Source organism: Ideonella sp. A 288, from assembly GCF_002198735.1.
Taxonomy (GTDB): Bacteria; Pseudomonadota; Gammaproteobacteria; order Burkholderiales; family Burkholderiaceae_C; genus Pseudaquabacterium.
Map to the genome: position 1 here is coordinate 71,351 of NZ_MWLO01000065.1, position 19,842 is coordinate 91,192.

8 protein-coding genes are annotated in these 19,842 nt (G+C 61.9%); 6 read left to right on the forward strand and 2 right to left on the reverse strand.

Annotated elements, in window-relative coordinates; all coding sequences use genetic code 11:
• Nucleotides 1-7: 7 nt before the first annotated feature.
• The 5 genes from EOINJALH_RS04275 to EOINJALH_RS31035 all read left to right on the forward strand — a co-directional run bounded on the left by EOINJALH_RS04275 (nucleotide 8) and on the right by EOINJALH_RS31035 (nucleotide 14,650).
• A complete protein-coding gene (locus EOINJALH_RS04275) occupies nucleotides 8-1,546 on the forward strand; it encodes a class I SAM-dependent DNA methyltransferase (RefSeq protein WP_088279076.1) in 1,539 nt (512 codons plus the stop codon).
• The gene (locus tag EOINJALH_RS31030) at nucleotides 1,543-2,727 is read left to right on the forward strand and encodes a restriction endonuclease subunit S (RefSeq protein ID WP_144289859.1); all 1,185 of its coding nucleotides are present in this window, start codon (nucleotides 1,543-1,545) and stop codon (nucleotides 2,725-2,727) included. The genes EOINJALH_RS04275 and EOINJALH_RS31030 overlap by 4 nt, the downstream gene beginning before the upstream one ends.
• A gap of 96 nt (nucleotides 2,728-2,823) precedes the next feature.
• Complete coding sequence (locus tag EOINJALH_RS04280) at nucleotides 2,824-4,935, forward strand: DUF262 domain-containing protein (protein WP_088279077.1); 2,112 nt, start codon at nucleotides 2,824-2,826, stop codon at nucleotides 4,933-4,935.
• Nucleotides 4,932-8,342, forward strand: coding sequence for a DEAD/DEAH box helicase family protein (locus EOINJALH_RS04285; RefSeq protein ID WP_088279078.1), 3,411 nt, complete (start codon nucleotides 4,932-4,934; stop codon nucleotides 8,340-8,342). The genes EOINJALH_RS04280 and EOINJALH_RS04285 overlap by 4 nt, the downstream gene beginning before the upstream one ends.
• A 143-nt stretch (nucleotides 8,343-8,485) precedes the next feature.
• Nucleotides 8,486-14,650: a hypothetical protein gene (locus EOINJALH_RS31035; RefSeq protein WP_158219648.1), complete on the forward strand. Its 6,165-nt coding sequence runs from the start codon at nucleotides 8,486-8,488 to the stop codon at nucleotides 14,648-14,650.
• A 1,492-nt stretch (nucleotides 14,651-16,142) separates the two neighbouring features.
• Here the strand turns inward: EOINJALH_RS31035 and glmS are convergent.
• Nucleotides 16,143-17,987, reverse strand: coding sequence for a glutamine--fructose-6-phosphate transaminase (isomerizing) (gene glmS, locus EOINJALH_RS04295; protein WP_088279080.1), 1,845 nt, complete (start codon nucleotides 17,985-17,987; stop codon nucleotides 16,143-16,145).
• A gap of 139 nt (nucleotides 17,988-18,126) precedes the next feature.
• Here glmS and EOINJALH_RS04300 point away from each other — a divergent pair, with 139 nt between their 5' ends.
• Complete coding sequence (locus EOINJALH_RS04300; protein WP_088279081.1) at nucleotides 18,127-18,642, forward strand: Lrp/AsnC family transcriptional regulator; 516 nt, start codon at nucleotides 18,127-18,129, stop codon at nucleotides 18,640-18,642.
• A gap of 46 nt (nucleotides 18,643-18,688) precedes the next feature.
• Here EOINJALH_RS04300 and EOINJALH_RS04305 read toward each other — a convergent pair whose 3' ends face one another.
• Complete coding sequence (locus tag EOINJALH_RS04305) at nucleotides 18,689-19,795, reverse strand: acyltransferase (RefSeq protein WP_158219649.1); 1,107 nt, start codon at nucleotides 19,793-19,795, stop codon at nucleotides 18,689-18,691.
• Between the last annotated feature and the right edge of the window lie 47 nt (nucleotides 19,796-19,842).

The window sequence follows — 19,842 nt, forward strand, 5'->3', positions numbered from 1 at the left end:
CCAACACATGCTCACTGGCGAACTCCGCAGCAAAGTCGATGCACTCTGGAATGCCTTCTGGTCCGGCGGCATTGCCAACCCGATCGAGGTGATCGAACAGATCACCTACCTGCTCTTTCTTCGCCGCCTGGACGACCTGCACACGGTCGAGGAGCGCAAAGCTCAGCGGCTGGGCAAGCCCATCGAACGGCGCATCTACCCCGAGGGCAGCGACGAGCGTGGGCGTGCCTACGAAGACATGCGCTGGTCGCGCTTTAAGAACTTCGAGGCCACCGACATGTTCAAGGTGGTGGGTGAACATGTCTTCCCCTTCCTGCGCAGCCTGGGCGGTGACGGAAGTACCTACAGCCACCACATGAAGGACGCCCGGTTCACGATTCCCACGCCGGCATTGCTGACCAAAGTGGTGGACCTGATGGATCAAGTCCCGATGGACGACCGCGACACCAAAGGCGACCTGTATGAGTACATGCTCAGCAAGATCGCCAGCGCGGGCCAGAACGGACAGTTCCGCACGCCGCGCCACATCATTCGTCTGATGGTCGAGATGACCGCACCGACGCCCAAGGACACCATCTGCGACCCGGCCAGCGGCACCTGCGGCTTTCTGGTTGCGGCCGGTGAGCACCTGCGAGAGTCGCACCCTGAGATCTTTCGCGATGCGAAGCTGCGCGAGCACTTCCATCACGGCATGTTCCATGGCTACGACTTCGACAACACCATGCTGCGCATCGGCAGCATGAACATGGCGCTGCACGGGGTGGACAACCCCGACATCCGCTACAAGGACTCGCTGGGCAAGGAACACGCAGGCGACGAAGAGGCCTACAGCCTGATCCTGGCCAACCCGCCGTTTGCCGGCAGCCTGGACTACGAGAACACAGCCAAGGACCTGCTGGACACCGTCAAGACCAAGAAGACCGAGCTGCTGTTTCTGGCTCTGTTCCTGCGGCTGCTGAAACCCGGCGGCCGGGCCGCCGTCATCGTGCCCGACGGGGTGCTGTTCGGCAGCAGCAAAGCGCACAAGGAGCTGCGCAAGCTGATCGTGGAAGCGCACAAGCTGGACGCCGTGGTGTCACTGCCCTCGGGCGTGTTCAAACCCTATGCGGGCGTGTCGACCGCCATCCTGTTCTTCACCAAGACCAATTCAGGTGGCACCGATCAGGTGTGGTTCTACGACCTGCGCGCCGATGGCCGCGGCCTCGATGACAAGCGCACACCGCTACTGGCCGATGAACTGCTGGGCGTGGCGCCAGCCCGGCCGCTGACCGAGGCAGAGCACGAGAAGAACAACCTGCCCGATGCGCTTGCGCGTTGGCGGCAGCGTGACGGCGCGGAGCGGCAGCGGGCACGCACGGACCAGAGTTTTTGCGTGTCGAAGGCTGACATTGAAGGCAATGGGTACGATTTGTCGATCAACCGCTACAAGGCGGTGGTGCATGCCGTGGTGAAGCACGACAAGCCTGCGGACATCTTGAAGCGGCTGGCAGGCTTGGATGCGGAAATTGCAAAGGGTATGAAAGCACTCGAAGGAATGCTCCGGTGAACAACGTTACCCAGATCATGCTCGGCGAGCTGATGGCAGAGCGGACCGGATCCGTTGATCCATCCAAGTATCAAGACGAGCTCTTCGACCTCTACAGCATACCGGCCTTCGACGGCGGCACCCCGGAGGTTGTCGCCGGGTCGGCAATCGGCTCGACAAAACAGATCGTTGAACCGAACGACGTCCTGCTCTCCAAGATCGTTCCACACATCCGCCGCACTTGGGTCGTTGGGCAAGCTAATGGCCGCAGACTCATTGCATCGGGCGAATGGATTGTCTTTCGCGACGCACGGCTTGACCCCGGATACCTTAGGTACGTCTTGAGATGTGACTCGTTCCACGCACAGTTCATGAAGACTGTTGCAGGAGTAGGTGGGTCATTGCTGCGGGCACGGCCTGCCCAAGTCGCCCACATCGCCGTCCCGTTTCCACCGCTCCCTGAACAGCGTCGTATCGCCGCCATCCTCGACCAGGCCGAAGTGCTTAGAGACCGGCGCCAGCAGGCTTTGAAAGAACTGGACAACCTGGTACAGGCGTTGTTTGCGGAGATGTTTGGCGAGGCGATGGCTAGGTCACCCCGGGACTCGCTTGCCTCGTTGGTACAAGAGTTCAGATACGGCACCTCCGAGAAGTCATCAAACTCAGGGTATCCCGCGCTACGAATTCCAAACGTGGCAAATGGCTATCTCGACCTGTCCGATCTGAAAACTGTCCCAGCAAACTCACAAGAACTGGAGCGGCTCCGGCTCAGGGATGGAGATTTGCTGTTTGTCAGAACAAACGGCAATCCTGAATACGTCGGACGATGTGCGGTCTTTAATCGACAGCTTGTCCTCGGGACTGACTTCGACCCCGAAGCATTCATCTACGCCTCATATTTGATCCGCGCACGATTGCGCGAAGGTGCGATTTCGCCAATTGTTCTCCAGCGGTTCCTGCACGAAGGCGAGGGCCGACGAGCCCTTAGAGCAGTTTGCAAGACGTCGGCGGGCCAGTACAACGTCAACACCGAAAGCCTTGGTGGCATTCAGATCCCACGATTTCCCAAGGAGCTTCAAGACGCTTTCGTCAACCGTCTGAAAGGCATCGAATCGCTGAAGGCCAGCCACCGCGCCGCCCTCGCCGAAACCGACAAGTTGCTTTCCGCACTCCAACAACGCGCCTTCGTTGGCGCTCTCTGATTCACGCCGAGCCACCAGAGCGATCCACTCTGCACACACGCGGCAAATGACCGCGCGGCAAACTAAGCGAAAACAGGCCGATAGGGAGAGTCACCGATGAAAGCGACCGAGGCCAAGCTGCTGGCCTTCTTGAAGAAGTCACCGCAGTTCGTCATCCCCATCTACCAGCGCACGTACTCGTGGACCGAGCGCGAGTGCCGCCAGCTGTGGGATGACGTGGTGCGTGCCGGAAGCAACCCGGTGGTGACGGGGCACTTCGTTGGCTCCATCGTCTACATCGAGCAGGGCCTGTTCCAGGTGGCCACGCTGTCGCCGCTGCTGGTCATCGACGGCCAACAGCGCCTGACCACGGTCACGCTGCTGATCGCTGCGCTGGCCGAGGCCCTAGGCACGAGCGAGCCGGTCGAGGGCTTCTCGGCTCGCAAGCTGCGCAACTACTACCTGCTGAACCCGGAAGAAGACGGCGAGCGACACTTCAAGCTGCTGCTTTCGCAGACCGACAAGGCCACGCTCACTTCGCTGGTGGGGCAGGCATCGTTGCCGGCCGAGCAGTCGGTACGGGTGGCGGGCAACTACGAGCTGTTCAGGAGCTGGTTGTCGGACTCTGCCTGCGACCTGGCCGTCATCTGCCAGGGGCTGGCCAAGCTGGTGGTGGTGGACGTGGCGCTGGCGCGGGGGCAAGACAACCCGCAACTGATCTTCGAGAGCATGAACTCCACGGGCCGCAAGCTCAGCCAGGCCGACCTGATCCGCAACTACGTGTTGATGGGTCTGGAGCCTGCGCTTCAGACGCGGCTGTACCAGGACCACTGGCGGCCGATGGAGCTGGCGTTCGGGCAAGAGGGATACGTCGCGCACTTCGACGCCTTCATGCGCCACTACCTGACGCTGAAGCACCCGGCGGGCGAAATCCCCCGCATTGATGAGGTGTACGAGGCATTCAAGCTGCACAGCGTGCGGCCCGCCACCGAGCAGGCTGGTGTGGAGGTGCTGGTGCGCGACGTGCAGCGCCACGCGCAGGCGTACTGCGCGATGGCCCTGGGTGCGGAAAGCCGACCCAGTCTGCGCGACGCCTTCCACGACCTGCGTGAATTGAAGGTGGATGTGGCCTACCCCTTCCTGCTGGAGCTGTACGACGACTGCGCGCAGGGCGTGCTGAGCGAGGCTGACTTCCTCGCAGCCGTTCGGGTAGTGGAGGCCTACGTCTTCCGACGGGCGGTGTGTGCCATCCCCACCAATTCCTTGAACAAGACCTTTGCCACGTTCAGCAAGGTACTGAAAAAGGACCGCTACCTGGAAAGCATCCAGGCCCACCTGCTGACCTTGCCTTCCTACCGCCGCTTCCCCAACGACGAAGAGTTCCAACGCGAGTTGCAGGTGCGCGACCTGTACCACTTCGGTGGTCGCGCCGCCTATTGGCTGCGCCGGCTGGAGAACCACAATCGCAAGGAGCGGGTGGCGGTGGCCGAGTACACGATCGAGCACATCCTGCCGCAGAACGACAAGCTGCCAGCGCAATGGCAAGCCGACTTGGGCTCTGACTGGAAGCGGGTGCAAGAAACCTGGCTGCACACGCTGGGCAACCTGACATTGACTGCCTATAACTCCAGCTACAGCGACTTCCCGTTCGCCCACAAGCGCGACATGGATGAGAAGGGGCTGCGCTGGAGCCCGCTGAAGCTGAACGATGGCCTGGGCCAGGTGACGGTGTGGGACGAGGCCGCCATCAAGGCCCGCGCTGTGAAGCTCGCGAGCAAGGCCATTGATGTCTGGGCCAAACCGGCCCTGCCTGCCGAGGTGCTGGCAGCCTACCGACCCAAGGCGGCAGGTCAGGCCAGCTACACGATCGACGACCACCCGCACCTGTTGGTGCCGGCCTTGCGCGTCATATTCGAAGCCTTCCGAAAGGAGGTGCTTGCACTGGACAGCTGCGTCAGCGAGGAGTTCCTCAAACTCTACGTGGCCTACAAGGCCGAGACGAACTTCGTCGATGTGGTGCCTCAGGCGAAGCGCCTTCGCCTTTCGCTGAACATGCCGTTCAGCGAGATCGATGACCCCAAGGGCATGTGCAAAGATGTCTCGGGCTTGGGGCGCTGGGGCAATGGTGAGGTGGAGGTCGGCTTGACGACGATGGATCAACTTCCGTACGTCATGGGGCTGGTGCGGCAGTCCTTCGATCGCCAGATGAACGGCGCGGCCGGGTCATGAGCAACTTCGCCTTCCTCCAGGCGGAGTGGCCGCTCCAGTTTGAGGCCGCATCCAAGGCGGAAGGACTGGTGCATGCCGACGCGCGTGCTGCGTGCTTCTACGCCCGGCGGACCTTGGAGCTGGCCGTGAGCTGGCTCTACAAGCACGAACCAGCGCTCAAGCTGCCCTATCAGGACCACCTGAGCGCGCTGCTCCACGAGCCCACGTTCAGGGCCACGGTGGGCGTGGCCGTCTTCAACAAAGCGAAGGTCATCAAAGAGTTGGGCAACCTCGCGGTGCACAGCACCCGAAAGGTCAGTCCAACCGATGCGCTGACCGCCGCGCGCGAGCTGTTCCACATCTGCTACTGGCTGGCGCGCACCTATGGGCGCGCGGCCCGCCCTGATCCGGCGCTGACGTTCGCTCCCGCGCTGGTACCCCAGCCGGCAGCACCTGTATCGCCTCAGAGCCCGGACCAACTGCGCGCGCTGCAAGACCAGCTGAGTACCAAGGACGAGAAGCTGAGCCAGCTGCTCACCAGCCAGGCCGCGCTGGATGCGGAACTGCAGGCGCTGCGTGCCCAGGTGGCGGCTGCCAAGAAGTCGAACGCTGCTACCCCCGACACGCACGACTACAGCGAGGCAGAGACCCGCGACTATTTCATCGACCTGCTTCTGAAAGAAGCAGGGTGGACGCTGGATCCGGCGAAGAACTTCGAGGTTCCTGTGACCGGCATGCCCAACAACTCGGAGGGCGGCAAGGGTTTTGTGGACTACGTTCTCTGGGGTGATGACGGTAAGCCGCTCGCTCTGGTGGAAGCCAAGCGCACAAAGCGCGACTCCAAGGTGGGCCAGCAGCAGGCCAAGCTGTATGCCGACTGCCTGCAGGCCCAGTACGGTCAACGACCCGTGATCTTCTGCTCCAACGGCTACGACCATTGGGTGTGGGACGACGCGATGTACCCGCCACGCCCGATTCAGGGCTTCTACAAGAAGGGCGAACTCGAACTGCTGGTCCAACGCCGCAGCAGCCGCAAGGCATTGGCCATGGCCGAGGTCAACCCGCAGATTGCCGGGCGCCACTACCAGGTGCGGGCCGTCAGGCGCATCGGCGAAGCATTTGAGCGGGACAACCAACGCAAGGCACTGGTGGTGATGGCCACCGGCGCTGGCAAGACGCGGACCGTCATCGCCCTGGCGGACCTGCTGATGCGGTGCAACTGGGTCAAGCGGGTGCTCTTCCTTGCAGACCGCGTGGCACTGGTCAATCAGACGGTTGGTGCGTTCAAGGCCCATCTACCGGGGGCCTCGCCGGTCAATCTGGTGACGGACAAGCAAGCGGAAGGACGCGTCTATGTCTGCACCTATCCGACGATGATGAGCCTCATCGACGAAGGTGCGGGGAACCAGCGTCGGTTTGGCGTGGGCCACTTTGATCTCGTCGTGATCGACGAGGCGCACCGCTCGGTTTATCAGAAGTACCGCGCGATCTTCGACTACTTCGACTCCCTGCTTGTGGGTTTGACCGCCACGCCGACCGACGAGATCGACCACAACACGTACGGCCTGTTCGACCTTGAGACTGGTGTCCCCACGGACGCCTACTCGTTGGACCAGGCCGTGTTCGAGAAGCACCTTGTGCCGCCCACCGCGGTGTCCGTTCCCCTGAAGTTTCAGCGTCAGGGCATCAAGTACAACGAACTCAGCGAGGCCGAGAAGGAGCAGTGGGATGCGCTGGATTGGTCGGATGACGGATCGCCGCCGCCGAACTCGGTAGACGCGGCAGCGTTGAACAAGTGGCTGTTCAACGCCGACACCGTGGACAAGGTCCTTGGGCACCTGATGACGCGCGGCCACCATGTCGCAGGTGGCGATCGCCTGGGCAAGACGATCATCTTCGCGGCCAGCAACGATCACGCCGAGTTCATCGCCGAGCGCTTCAACATCAACTACCCGGAGCACAAGGGCGAGTTTGCTCGCGTCGTCACGTACAAGACTGAGTACGCGCAGAGCCTGATCGACGACTTCTCGAAGAAGGACAAGGCTCCGCACATCGCCATCTCGGTCGACATGCTTGATACAGGCATCGACGTGCCCGAAGTGGTCAACCTGGTCTTCTTCAAGATCGTGAGGTCTCGCACCAAGTTTTGGCAGATGGTTGGACGCGGTACGAGACTGTGTCCCGATCTCTTCGGGCCCGGCCAACACAAGACGGGCTTCTACCTTTTCGACTACTGCCAGAACCTGGAGTTCTTCGCGCAAAACCCGGGGGCAACACCAGGTGGGTCGCCCGAGTCCCTGAGCAGTCGCCTCTTCGGGGCGCGCGTGCAACTGGTAGCGACTTTAGACAGTCGACTTGAGAACAGTCCGGGCGCACACGAGGCCAAGCAGAAGTACTGGACACCTGACGATGAGGCACTCCGCGCTTCCACTGCCGAAACGCTCCAGCAGACCGTTGAGGCCATGAATGTCGACAACTTTGTTGTGCGGCCTCACCGGAAGGCAGTGGAGAAGTTTTCGAAGCCTGAGGCCTGGAAGAAGCTGACCGAGGGTGATCAGCAGGAGCTGATTCACGAGGTGGCAGGCCTGCCCAGCGAAAGACGTGACGACGACGAGGAAGCCAAACGCTTCGACCTGCTGATCCTTCGCACACAACTGGTCATCCTTCAGGCGTCTCCGGACTTCGATCGCCTGCGCGACCAAATTCGAGAGATCGCCGGAGCGCTCGAACTGCAGGAAGCCGTTCCGGCCATCAAGGTGGAGATTGTCTTGATCCAGGCCGTAGCCGGCGACGAGTGGTGGACGGATGTCACGCTCGGCATGCTGGAGAACGCCCGCAAGCGCCTGCGCGCTCTTGTCAAGCTGATCGAGAAGGCGGCGCGCAAGATTTTCTACACAGACTTTGTCGATCAACTGGGCACCGAGACGACGGTCGTTCTGCCGGAGATCGCAAACGGCCTCGACATGGCGAAGTTCAAAGACAAGGCGCGTCAGTTCTTAAAGGCCCACGAGGATCACCTTGCGCTGCAGCGTTTGAGACGCAGTCAGCCCCTCACGCCGACTGACCTGGGAGAGCTTGAGCAAATGCTGATTCAGGCCGGCGGGACACCTGAGATGATCAGCAAGGTAGCAGCAGGAAGCCCCAGCCTAGGCGTCTTCATCAGGTCGCTGGTCGGCATGGAGCGAGAAGCCGTGTACCAGGCCTTCAACGAATTTGTCAGCGGCACGAACGCTACGCCCGATCAGCTGGAGTTCATCGATGTCATCGTCTCCGAGCTGACAGTCAACGGGGTGGTCGAAGCCAAGCGGCTCTACGAATCGCCGTACCTCGACATCAGCCCGCAGGGGCCTGAGGCGTTGTTTCCGAGCGCCCAAGTTGATCGGATGTTCCAGATCTTGGAAGAGTTCAAGAAGCGCGCGGCAGCCTAGGGCGCTCATGTGCACTTAGCGAGGCCGCCAGCGAGGGCAAATCGCGAGTCTGAGATAACCTCTGACAGAGACATTGGTTCAGCCGATCTGTCATCGCTGGACCCTGAGCCACGTACACAAGCGAATATGCGGGGAGAAGTGGGATGACGGGCGACACGTCCACTGAGACAAACCAAGAAGACATGGATCTTCGAACGGTTTGGCGATTGCTCACGGTTGGGGAGCAGACGGAATTTTGGAAGTACGCTGGCCAACACGCGCGGGTGTTGAATCACGACACCGCGGTCTATAGAAAGCTCTGTACGGCGATCCGGGATGCTGAATCTAACAAGTCCGGAAGTCGTCCGACGCGAGCCATCCGGGGCGCTGTCCGCAATCTGTCGTCCGATGACCTGCGCCTTGGGGTCGCCCGACTGAAGAGTAGGCTCCTGGACCAACCCAACGCCCAGACTTTCTTGAATGGGGCCTTCTGCTGTTGGGTCCAGGACTCTTTCCGGGAGGCGCTGAATGCCGTACTGGACGCAGTCAATTGTCCGCGCGACGAACGCGGAACCTTGAAGGGGGAGGTGCCTCAGTTTGCCCCTGGCGATGCGCTGCGGGACATCTGCGCGTTGACACCAATTCACAGCGCCCACACCCTGGCACTTGTCTGTGGCGCGCTGATACTGAACCGCGACCTTTGGACCGGGCTTTCTGCCGCATTCAAAGCACTCCCTAGTCTTGAGGTGCCAAGCACGAGTAGTGCACGGCCTGTGCAGACTCCGTCGAGCGACGTGCCGGAGCAAGTTGAAACCTCGAACTCGGCCCCCCTGATCGTCAGGAAGGTCACGATGGAGGTTCTGAAGGAGATTCGGGATGGACTGGATTTTCTCGGACAACACCTGGAAGCGGCATCGGCAGACATTTCAGCCGACAAGGTTCCTGACCTGCAAGCGGCGATCGAGTGTTGGTCGTCGGTTCGCAAGCAACACGGTGAAGCCGAGCGGTCGTTGGGTGTGTCGTCTCGTCGTGTCGGAGACCTTGAGGCTGCGCTTACTCGCCAGTCTGAGCTGGCCCTAGTCACATCCGAGCTTGCCCGTTGTCACTCAATCGTGCACATTGCCGATTCGAGCTTTGCAGGATGCGCTGTCATTCGAGCGAAGTGTGACGAGCTGAAGGCACTCGCGGAAGCTCGGCAGGCAATGAACCCCAGCTCGGTTCGCGCTGTCTCGGCGCTGCTGCAACTGGTCCAGAGTGGAGTCGATCTGGACGACGAGCAGGCGACGCAACTTCAGATTGAAGTTGAAGAACTGTTCGGGAAGTCAGTTGCAACGGCCGCATTTCGCGGCAGGCTTAGATTCGAATCACCGATCTCTCGCGATTGCGAAGTTGCCAGCGGCTTGGCAGCGGCGGATGTCACAAGCGTTGCTAGCGACTCCCTGCAAGTCAACGAGGTTCCACAGCACACGCCCTCCGACGGCAAGCAGAACGTGGCCGCGTCCGAGGCGCCGCCCCCGCCAGAGACGATCTCCGCTCCCGCATCAGAGTCTTCTGGTGCACGGACAGAGCGAGCCCCAATCGAGGCAATTCTCGCGCGATCCGACGCCCAGGAACCCTCGGAAGCCATGGAATCTACGGAAGCTCGGCCAGCCGAGGGAGGCGCGAATCATGTGCTTCCGGTTGACGCGACGCCTCAAGCCAGCGAAAGGCTGCCAGCAACGCCAGAGCCGACCACTCCGGCTCCAAAAGTAATCGATACCAAGTCCACTTTGGACTACGAGCCCTTCACGGGCTTCTGCAAGACGCACTGGGTAGACGAAGCGGGTCAAGTGGTGCTCGCGCCGTGGATGACAGAAGGGTTCGCTACCGCGCTCTCCGCTCGCGCGCAGGAAGCCTGGGAACTCGGAAACGCGGCTATCGCCTATCTCTTCGCCCGCGGTGTTGTCGCTGCAGGAGGCACAGATCCGCTTGGGGTCAACGACTTGGCCAATGCCAATGGTCTTTTGTCCGATCCTCAGTCGCAGGTCGTTGGCGTCGATAGCCAGCGTTCGGAACGACTACGCGCCTGCCTAGCCAGCCGCAACGCAGCCGGCCAACCAAACATCCGCCTCGCATTGATGCTGGAGGCCTTGCGACCAACGCACCCTTGCTCTTTCACCCCTCAAGAGGTCGAGTCGTTGGTTGGCGTCGCCTCGTTCAACGACCCTGCAATCGCTGAGGTGGCAAGGTTTCTTCTTGATGGCTGGTCTGCTCAGCTCAATCCCCTCAGCTTCTTACGAGCACGCTTGCTGGATGCCCCCGAGGAGTCGATGGAGGTCTTAGAAGCGGCCTTGTGTTCAGCGCAGGACTTGCTCCGAACCCAAGTCGCGGCGCTCTGGAGTGCCGCTGGGGGGAAGATCCAACGTACCCACTGCAGAGCAGCGTGGACGAAGTTCATCCAGTCCGAAGTCGTTCCACTAAGAGATGAGTTGGCGCCATCCGAGCCTAGGGCAAGTTCAAAGGTTAAGTGGACGCCTGATCGCATCCGAGAGCGCGTCATCGCGCTCGGCCGATCCTTCAAACGAATCATGGATGCGGAGCAGGTTAGACACCAAGACCGATCCGCAGCCGACGGTGCCGCACAACAGATCGTTGAAGCGGTTGAGGTCGTCTCCGAGGCGCTGCGACGACTCGAAGCGCAGCGCCAAAGGTCACGCATACCTCGTGACGGCGTTCCGCACGAGGCCGGTCAGCGGCTCCTAAGCGGTTCTTCGTCAAACACGACAGATCGTCTGTGTGCAGCGCTGTTTACAGCCGTTCTGCAGAACGCGCCTCAGACCAGCATGCTCCGCCTTAAGGCAGGCTACTTAGTCGATCATGTTGATGCCATCAGATACCTAGCTCCCGCCGCGCTGGCTGAGTCGGGAATTGCAAACGAAGGCCTGTGCGTGATGGATTTCGAGAATCCGACAGCAGTGAGTGCGATGCTGCAGGACTGGCGTGTTCTCGCTATTCCAGCCTTCTCGGAAGATGCCGATGTCTGGACATGCCTAAGGAATGTCGCGGCCGATCGAGAGCGCCGCGACATTCTCGCTTCTCTATCCGCAACGGATGTGCTCCAGTCCCATGAACGGACTCTCTTGCATCGATACGCCCTTGAATTGGGCGACCAGGCGTTTGAGGCCACGCGAGAGTTAGGACGCCTCTGGGGCGCCGGCAATGAACTCATGGCCCCGACAGAAGCGAGACTTAGGGCTGTCGTTGAAGAAGCACGAACGCTGACCGCTGGTGCCTCGGGTTCGATGACCATCAGCTTGCTCTTGCTGGCTTGGCTGAAGCAATCCGTCGCTTTGGCGACTGTCCATAGAGATGTCGCGGCGAAGGCTCTGCTGGACTTGGCTGTTGAGAAGCCCGGCGATACAGCCGTTCGGATCACAGAATACTTCGAGGCAGGCGACTATCGATCCGGTGTGGCGCTTTTCCACAGTGGTGCGGTGCCGAGTACAGACGGCGATCGTCTTGGAAGCCGCCGAACGCTGTGGCGCGAGGACTCCCGGAAGACTTGGCCGGAGCCGAGAACAAAGCTGGCGAACGACCTCAAAGGATCAACTCCCGAACAGAAACGTCTAGTTGAGCTCTGGACTTCCGGGAACGTTGAACCAAATCAACGAGACGCCATGCCAAAGCTGCTCTACGCAGTGATTAGCGGCGAGGCGGGGCGTACCCCAAGTGAGAACCAGAAGCGATTCCCCGTAAAGCTTGCGGACCTGCGCGATCACAAGGAAAAGAAGACGACGATCAGTTGCGAGACAGTACGAAACTACTTCAAGGGTTCAAAGCTTAACCCCTCATTCCTTCCGCAGCTAGCCGTCTTCAGTCAGATCGTTATCGCGTCTTCCCCGCAGGCCAGCCGGGGTGCAAGCGTCTTGGACGACTGGTGCAAGGCAGCAGGTAGTGAGGCACCAAGCTCGTTGGTCGTCTTCCTGGCTCCAGGGCTGCCCGTCACCCGCAGAGATGAGCTTTGCTCTGGTTTTCGAAAGCGAGGCGTCTCTGCCGCAATCATCGACGACTTGGACCTCTGCAGGCTTTGTGCCGCGAGTACTCGACTGGATGGGCACGACTTCATCCCGTTATTCGAGATCCTGCTTGAACAGTTGGATCTTGACACCGCATCACCCTTCTCAAGCCTCGATGGGCAACATGTTCGTCTAGAGACTTATATCGGACGTAAGTACGAGGCCGAGCGGGTGGCGCTTGGATGGTCGTATACGAGGGTGTTCTCGGGTCGAAAGCTTGGCAAGAGCGCCTTACTGAAGTACGTAGCGAGCACATTCGACGGCTATCCGCTGCCTTCCGGAAACACGCTAAACGTCTTCTTCATCACGATCGCCGGCGGTGAGTCTGAGCGCTGGGTTGTCGACTGCATCGTCGATGAGATGGCAAGCCGATTTAGCTTGGCAGAGAAGCCTGCATTGAAGGATCAACCGCCAGCAGAGCGCTTTTCAGCGTACATGAAGCGCTTCTTGCAGGAGAAGCCCCAGCACAGCGTGTTGCTAATACTGGACGAGGCCGACGCGTTCGTCGAGGGACAGCTCTCTCGGTACGACGATGACCGCGAAGGTTCTCTGAGCTTTCGCATGATGAAGGAACTGCCGGCACAGGTGGATGGCAGTCAACTTCCCCGAATTAGAACGATCTTCTCAGGCTATCGAGTCACCAATACCCGAGGTGGAGTTTGGGCGAATGCTGGCGATGTCTTGGTGCTTCGTCCTCTTGCTGAGGACGAAGCGGTCCAATTCCTAGAAGGCATGCTTGCCCGCATTGGCATAGCGTTGGGCAACCACGCTCCATTTGTGGCCATGCGATGTGGCTTCCAACCGGCCGTACTGATCCGCTTTGGCGAGAGTCTCGTCAGGCGACTTAAGCGCTCCAACAGATCAGCAGACCGCGAGACCCTGACCGTCTCTCACGAGGAAGTACTCGCCACGCTTGGGGAACAGGGCGTTCTTGATGAGATCAAGACCGTCGTCAACAACAACTTCCAAGGTAATCGAATCGGAGCGGTCGTCTTCGGTGCGACGCTACTGGCACTAAAGGACCTTGAGCCAGGCTTGGCGTTGACAGATGGCCCTGCGCAGGTGCTGGCGAAGCTGCACGAGATTGACCCGAACTCCGACTGGCTTGAGCGGGTCGACACGTCGCCGCTTGCCGAGATTGAGCGGAATCTGCAGGACTTCATCGATCGCGAGTTGCTGACAGTCTCAGATGCCCCGCGCTTTGGCGTGCGGGAGTATCGGCTTCGTTTCCCTCACTTCTTGCCGGTGTTGACCCAGCAGTCAGAGGTTGCGCTGGAGGTTCGACAGCAGATTCAAGCGATCCGCGGTGGTGCATCTCAGCGGCGCGTATCGCAGTGCGTACTCTCGGAAAGCGCGCTGGACACGATTCGGTATTGGTATCGCCAAGAGGCCAGCACTGACTGCAAGTTGATCGTGGTTGGCGGCCATTGGACTGATGCTCTCCTGGACCCAAAGTGCGGCGTCCCAGATAGATTGGGTTGTGAGCGTTCCGGGCTTGCACTGCCTGTCGGTTCTGATGAGGCCGCAGGCCAGATCGGAGCTGGAAAGCAAGTGTTCGGCAACGCCTCTGTCAATCTCTGGAAGACCTTCCTGGACACTGATGCAGGCAGGCCCTTGGTACTCATTGGCGGTTTGGACCTGCAAAGGGTCGCCAGGCGCCACGCCTTAGATGGCGGGCAAGTGCCGGTTGAAGTGGTGACACTTGGCCGGCTGACTGAGGGTACTTTGACCTGGTGGCTCGAGGATGCGCGCGCACTTCACTTCAAGGCCGGAAATTCAGTCGCGCGAATCGCGCGTGCTACCGGGCTCGTGCCGTTCCTAGTTGGAGCGTTTGACAAGTTGCTACAGCAGACGGCCGGCTCAGAAGTCTCGGAGCTTGAGATTGAGGCCACATTGAAAGTCTTCGACGAGCAATTGTCCGACTACGCGGCTCAGCTGAGCGACGCGTCATGGGGCGGCGGCCTAACGTGCCGCGAAGTTGAACTCCTCCAGATGGCTGTCCAGATCACCGAAGAGGTTTCAGAGGACTTCGATCTAGAGCGGGACTTCCAGGAGTGTTGGTCGCTGATCGCGGCGCAATCAACGATCGGCGCACCTTTCAGCGATCCTTCAGACTGGTCAGCGCTGAAGCTGCTCTCAGAGGCCGGCCTCCTTCCAGCACGCGCAGATGTCGGCGCTGCCAGCAACTCGCATTCGCTGGGCCGCGTATGCTTTGATCGCTCCGGCACTCTCATTCGGCTGATCAAGTTGCTTAGGCCAAACAGTGCAGCTTGAAATTGCGATCGCCGGCTACGCGTCGAACTGGACGTTTCGAGGCTCAAGGACCTTCGGCACGTGGGCCGAGGCAAAGCCATGGTCACACGAAGGTGGACTCTGCGTCATTCGAACCGAGAGCGCTGATGTTGCCGACTTGGTCATCCCGTCTGTCCGTCGGGCAGTACACGGAGCGAATAGCGGGGAGAGTCGCCTTGATGTCCGAAGGCTGGAGGTGGGTGGCGAAGCTGGTACGCCCACGCAGGCACTGCTGCGTGAATTCGAACTCGATCCGACGATCGGTCCGTTCGAAGCGCGCGACAAGATCAGGATTTGCCTGCTGGACCGAAGCTTCTTGCTTGTCTTCGTTGAGGTTGCCCCCGTCGATCTAGACGACTGGGAGGCGATCGTTAGTCTGCTTGAGTACTACCGCAAGTCGACAGATCCCGTGCGATTGTCTGCCGTAGTGATCGATGGTCGTGGCGCCGTTAGGTCTGAGCCTGTCTGCGACTTTCTCAACGGCCGACCCACTCACCATGTTCTCTCGGAGGTTTCTTCGACGATGGACGAAGGCTTGCACTGGCCCGCCTACCTGCATCATCGCGCGGCATGGGAGGCTGGCGGTTGCCTCAGCTATGCGGCGTCCGTTGGGAGTGAACTGACGCGTGGTGCCACTGGGGATGATGAAGCTGTCGAGGTAGCGCTGCAGGCGCATGCAAACGATCGCCTTGCAGGGCATGCTGGACGACAGCTGCTTGACGAGTTGCTGGGCCTAGTTCCAGGGGACGCTAGGCCAAGTCCGGTCCGTCTTCGGGGCCTGCAGTCTGAACTGCTTGAGATGAGCCTTATGTGGCGCCCGCCATCGATGAACAGCCTGCATGTCGTGCCTTGGATCGCCCGTGCAATGCTGGCGGCACCTGGCCTTCCGAGTAGACAAGTCTGGGCACTCCGGCACCAACTTGTTTGCGCGCCTTTGGCCGGGGAGATCCTGTCACTGTGCCTGCGATTCGAGAGCCAAATCCAATCCAAGCTGCATGGTCACCACGAGCGTGGAAAGCCTTCAGATCAGACGATCGAAAGTCAAGAGCGGTTTATGTCCGGAAACGAGGAGTTCGTCATCTACCCCCATGCGTTCCCCGCTCCGCCTGACACCGCAGACGACGTTTGGGCGTTTGCTTCCCTCGGTGAGAGCCTAAGAAGCTGCCCTAGGAGCGCGGTTCCCGATCTGTACAAGCAAACGCTGAAGCTTCGCAACGCTATAGCCCACGGTCACTACGTCGGATGGCCGCATGTCAGGGCAGTTCTACGAATGCTACGGTACTTCGACACATCAGCTTAGACCGTCCCGTCGGTCTAATTCCATCGGGTTGTCGTCGCAGTGTCCTTCCAGATCAATCCACCGACTTTCAGGTTTGGCCCTGAAGTTTTCGACTCTATTGATCAGTTTTCGACTTTAATGATCTGTTTACGACTATTTTTGGTCGGAACATTCGCGCCGCGAAGCGCCTGCCGGTCATTCGACCGTCACGCTCTTCGCCAAATTGCGTGGCTTGTCCACATCCGTCCCGCGTGCGCAGGCGGTGTGATAGGCCAGCAACTGCAGCGGCACCACGTGCAGGATCGGAGACAGCGGACCGTAGTGCTCGGGCATGCGGATGACGCGGATGCCGGGGCCGGAATCGATGTGCGTGTCGCTGTCGGCAAACACGAAGAGCTCGCCGCCGCGGGCGCGCACTTCCTGCAGGTTGCTCTTCAGCTTCTCGAGCAGGGTGTCGTTGGGCGCCACGGTGACCACCGGCATGGCCGAGGTGACCAGCGCCAACGGGCCGTGCTTCAGCTCGCCGGCCGGGTAGGCCTCGGCGTGGATGTAGCTGATTTCCTTGAGCTTGAGCGCGCCTTCCAGCGCGATGGGGTAGTGCAGGCCGCGGCCCAGGAACAGCGCGTTCTCCTTGCGCGCAAACTCCTCAGCCCAGGCGATGACCTGCGGCTCCAGCGCCAGCACGGCCTGCACCGCGGCGGGCAGGTGGCGCAGGGCCTTCAGGTGCTGGGCTTCCTGGGCCTCGGTGAGGCGGCCGCGGCCCTGCGCCAGTGACAGCGTCAGCAGGAACAGCGCCACCAGCTGCGTGGTGAAGGCCTTGGTGCTGGCCACGCCGATCTCGACGCCGGCGCGGGTGATGAAGGCCATCTTGCACTCGCGCACCATCGCGCTGGTGGACACGTTGCACACCGTCAGCGTCTGCTCCATGCCGAGGCTGCGGGCGTGCTTCAGCGCCGCCATGGTGTCGGCGGTCTCGCCGCTCTGGCTGATGGTGACGACCAGCGTGCGCGGGTTGGGCACGCTGTCGCGGTAGCGGTACTCGCTGGCCACTTCCACGTTGCACGGGATGCCGGCGATCGATTCCATCCAGTACTTGGCCGTCATGCCGGCGTAGCTGCTGGTGCCGCAGGCCAGGATCAGCACCTGGTCGATCTGCTTGAAGGCGTGGAAGGCGCGGTCGCCGAAGAGCTCGGGCGTGATGCCGCCGACGGCTTCCAGCGTGTCGGCGATGGCGCGCGGCTGCTCGAAGATCTCCTTCTGCATGTAGTGCCGGTAGGGGCCCAGCTCGGCCGCGCCGCTGTGCGCGTGCACGGTGCGCACCTCGCGCTGCACCGGCTTGTAGCCGCCGCCGGGCTGGCGCGCCACGACCCAGTGCTTGCCCATCTGCAGGTCGACGATGTCGCCCTCTTCCAGGTAGGCGATCTGGTCGGTCACGCCGGCCAGGGCCATGGCGTCGCTGGCCAGGAAGGTCTCGCCCTGCCCCACGCCCAGCACCAGCGGCGAGCCTTCGCGCGCGCCCACCACGCGCTGCGGCTCGTCGCGGCAGAACACGGCGATGGCGTAGGCGCCCTTCAGGCGCACGGTGGCGCGCTGCACGGCGTCGAACAGGTCGCCGTCGTACAGGTGGTTGATCAGGTGGGCGATGACCTCGGTGTCGGTCTGGCTCTCGAAGTGGAAGCCCTTGGCCTGCAGTTCGGCGCGCAGCTCGTCGTGGTTCTCGATGATGCCGTTGTGCACCAGCGCGATGCGGGCGCTGCCGTTGGGGCCGGTGGAGAAATGCGGGTGCGCGTTGTGCACCTCGGGCGCACCGTGCGTGGCCCAGCGGGTGTGGGCGATGCCGGTGCCCGACGAGACTTCCTCGTTGCGCACCTGCGCATCCAGCTCGGCCACGCGCGAGGTGCTGCGGGTGCGCCGCAGTTCGCCGCCCTGGTGCACGGCCACGCCGCAGGAATCGTAGCCACGGTATTCGAGCCGCTTGAGGCCTTCGACCAGGATCGGGACGATGTTGCGCGCGCTGACCGCGCCGACGATGCCACACATGCTCGTGCACTCCAGATGATGGGTTCGGGGCGGATCGTACGGACGAATCGCCGGCATGTTCGATCGAACTTCAGCACAATTTGGCGAAATCGTTCATCATCTCCAACGATCGAAACGATCGTTCGATAAGATAGCAAAAATGAACAAAAACGTCGCAACCTCGGGCCCGATCGACCTGGACGCCACCGACCTTCGCCTGCTCGAGTTGCTGCAGGCCGATGCGTCGCGGTCCAACCTCGAGCTGGCGGCCGCCGCGCACGTGTCGCCGGCCACCTGTCTTCGGCGCGTGAAGCGCCTGGTTGAGGCCGGCGTGATCGAACGCCGTGTCGCATTGCTCTCGATCGACCGCCTGGGCGCGGGCGTGACGGCGCTGGTGGAACTGAGCCTGGACCGCCAGGGCGCCGAGCACCTGGACCGTTTCGAGGCCCGCGCGCTGGCCGACCCGCAGGTGCAGCAGTGCTACCGCGTCTCGCCGGGGCCGGATTTCATGCTGGTGGTGTGGGCGGCCGACATGGCCGGCTACCACGCGCTGGTGCAGCGCCTGTTCACCGAGGACGCCAACGTGCGCAACGTGAAGGCCTTCTTCAGCGTGAAGCGGGCCAAGTTCGATCCGGCGATCGGGCTGGGCACGGCGCGGCCGGGCGGCCGGGGCTGAGACCGATAACGGCAGAGGTGGCTGGGCGCCACTGCCCGCCCCACGGTCACTGGCCGTTGCCCGACGACCGGGCCTTGACCCGAGCGCACAGGCGCAGCACTGGGGCATCGACCGCCCGCTCGAAGGCGACGGCCAGCGCGACCGTGCCGGCGAGATAGGCCACGAACAGCAGCACGAGCCGGCCGCCGTCCAGCGCGTCGAAGCGGACCGCCGCCGTCGCCGCCGCTGTGTACAGCAGTGGCACATGCACCAGGTAGATGGGAAAGGACTGCCGCCCCAGCCATGCCGCCATCGGCGTCGACAGCGCGCGTCGCCAGCCCGGCAGGTGCATCGCGGCAGCCACCAGCACGACCGCCACCAGCGGGTACAGCAGGCCGTTCTGCAGTTCCGGCCGCAGGGCCGGCGGCCATGCGGACTGCAGCATCAACGGCGCCAGGCCCGACCACGGCGTGGCCAGAACGACGGCGACCAGCACGGCCAGCACCGACAGGCGAGCACCGGGTGCCCAGCCACGCTCACCGGCCAGCAAGAGCAGTGCACCGAGGCAGAAGCAGAGGTAGGCCTTGTGGATCGGCGCACATGCCAGCACGGCACACAAAGCCCAGGCCACCGGCCAGCGCCGCACCCGGACCAGATGGAACAGCGCAAACAGGGCCAGGGACCCGAGCAGTTCGTAGCGCATGGTCCACAAGACGTTGTTGAAGCGTGCATGGCCTCGCGTGAACACGCCCACCAGCCCCTCGTAGACCGCCGCGCCGAATGGCGGCAGCGGAGCCTGTGCTGTGTAGCCCAGCCATGGGCCTGGCGAGCGGACGGCCAAGGTCATGGCCGCGGTCGGCCACGCGCTCAACAGGCACCAGGCCAGCACGACGCTGGCCGTGGCCGGCAGGGCCAGCCGAACGAAGCGCAGCACGCCATCGCGTGCCAGGTGTCGCCGGGGCCGCAGCGAACTGGCGGCCAGCACGAAACCGCTGAGAACGAAGAACACCGACACCGCGAGCTCCCCGTTGAAGAGCAGCGACACCGGACTGGCGACCCAGCCCGGGTACTGCGCCGACCAATGGGGCACGACACCCGGCGCAAAGGCCGACAGGAAGTGGAACGCGACCACGACCAGGGCCGCCACACCACGCAGGCCATCCAGCGACGCCATTCGTCGAAGTCCGGGCGCCGGCATGGCGGCGGGCGGCGCAGCAGCCT

What these genes read in the sequence shown, in the direction of transcription:
- EOINJALH_RS31035 (WP_158219648.1), top strand. Translation starts at nt 8,486, where the DNA reads ATGACGGGCGACACGTCCACTGAGACAAACCAAGAAGACATGGATCTT.
- EOINJALH_RS04280 (WP_088279077.1), top strand. Translation starts at nt 2,824, where the DNA reads ATGAAAGCGACCGAGGCCAAGCTGCTGGCCTTCTTGAAGAAGTCACCG.
- glmS (WP_088279080.1), bottom strand. Translation starts at nt 17,987, where the DNA reads ATGTGTGGCATCGTCGGCGCGGTCAGCGCGCGCAACATCGTCCCGATC.
- EOINJALH_RS04300 (WP_088279081.1), top strand. Translation starts at nt 18,127, where the DNA reads ATGAACAAAAACGTCGCAACCTCGGGCCCGATCGACCTGGACGCCACC.
- EOINJALH_RS04305 (WP_158219649.1), bottom strand. Translation starts at nt 19,795, where the DNA reads ATGGCGTCGCTGGATGGCCTGCGTGGTGTGGCGGCCCTGGTCGTGGTC.
- EOINJALH_RS04275 (WP_088279076.1), top strand. Translation starts at nt 8, where the DNA reads ATGCTCACTGGCGAACTCCGCAGCAAAGTCGATGCACTCTGGAATGCC.
- EOINJALH_RS04285 (WP_088279078.1), top strand. Translation starts at nt 4,932, where the DNA reads ATGAGCAACTTCGCCTTCCTCCAGGCGGAGTGGCCGCTCCAGTTTGAG.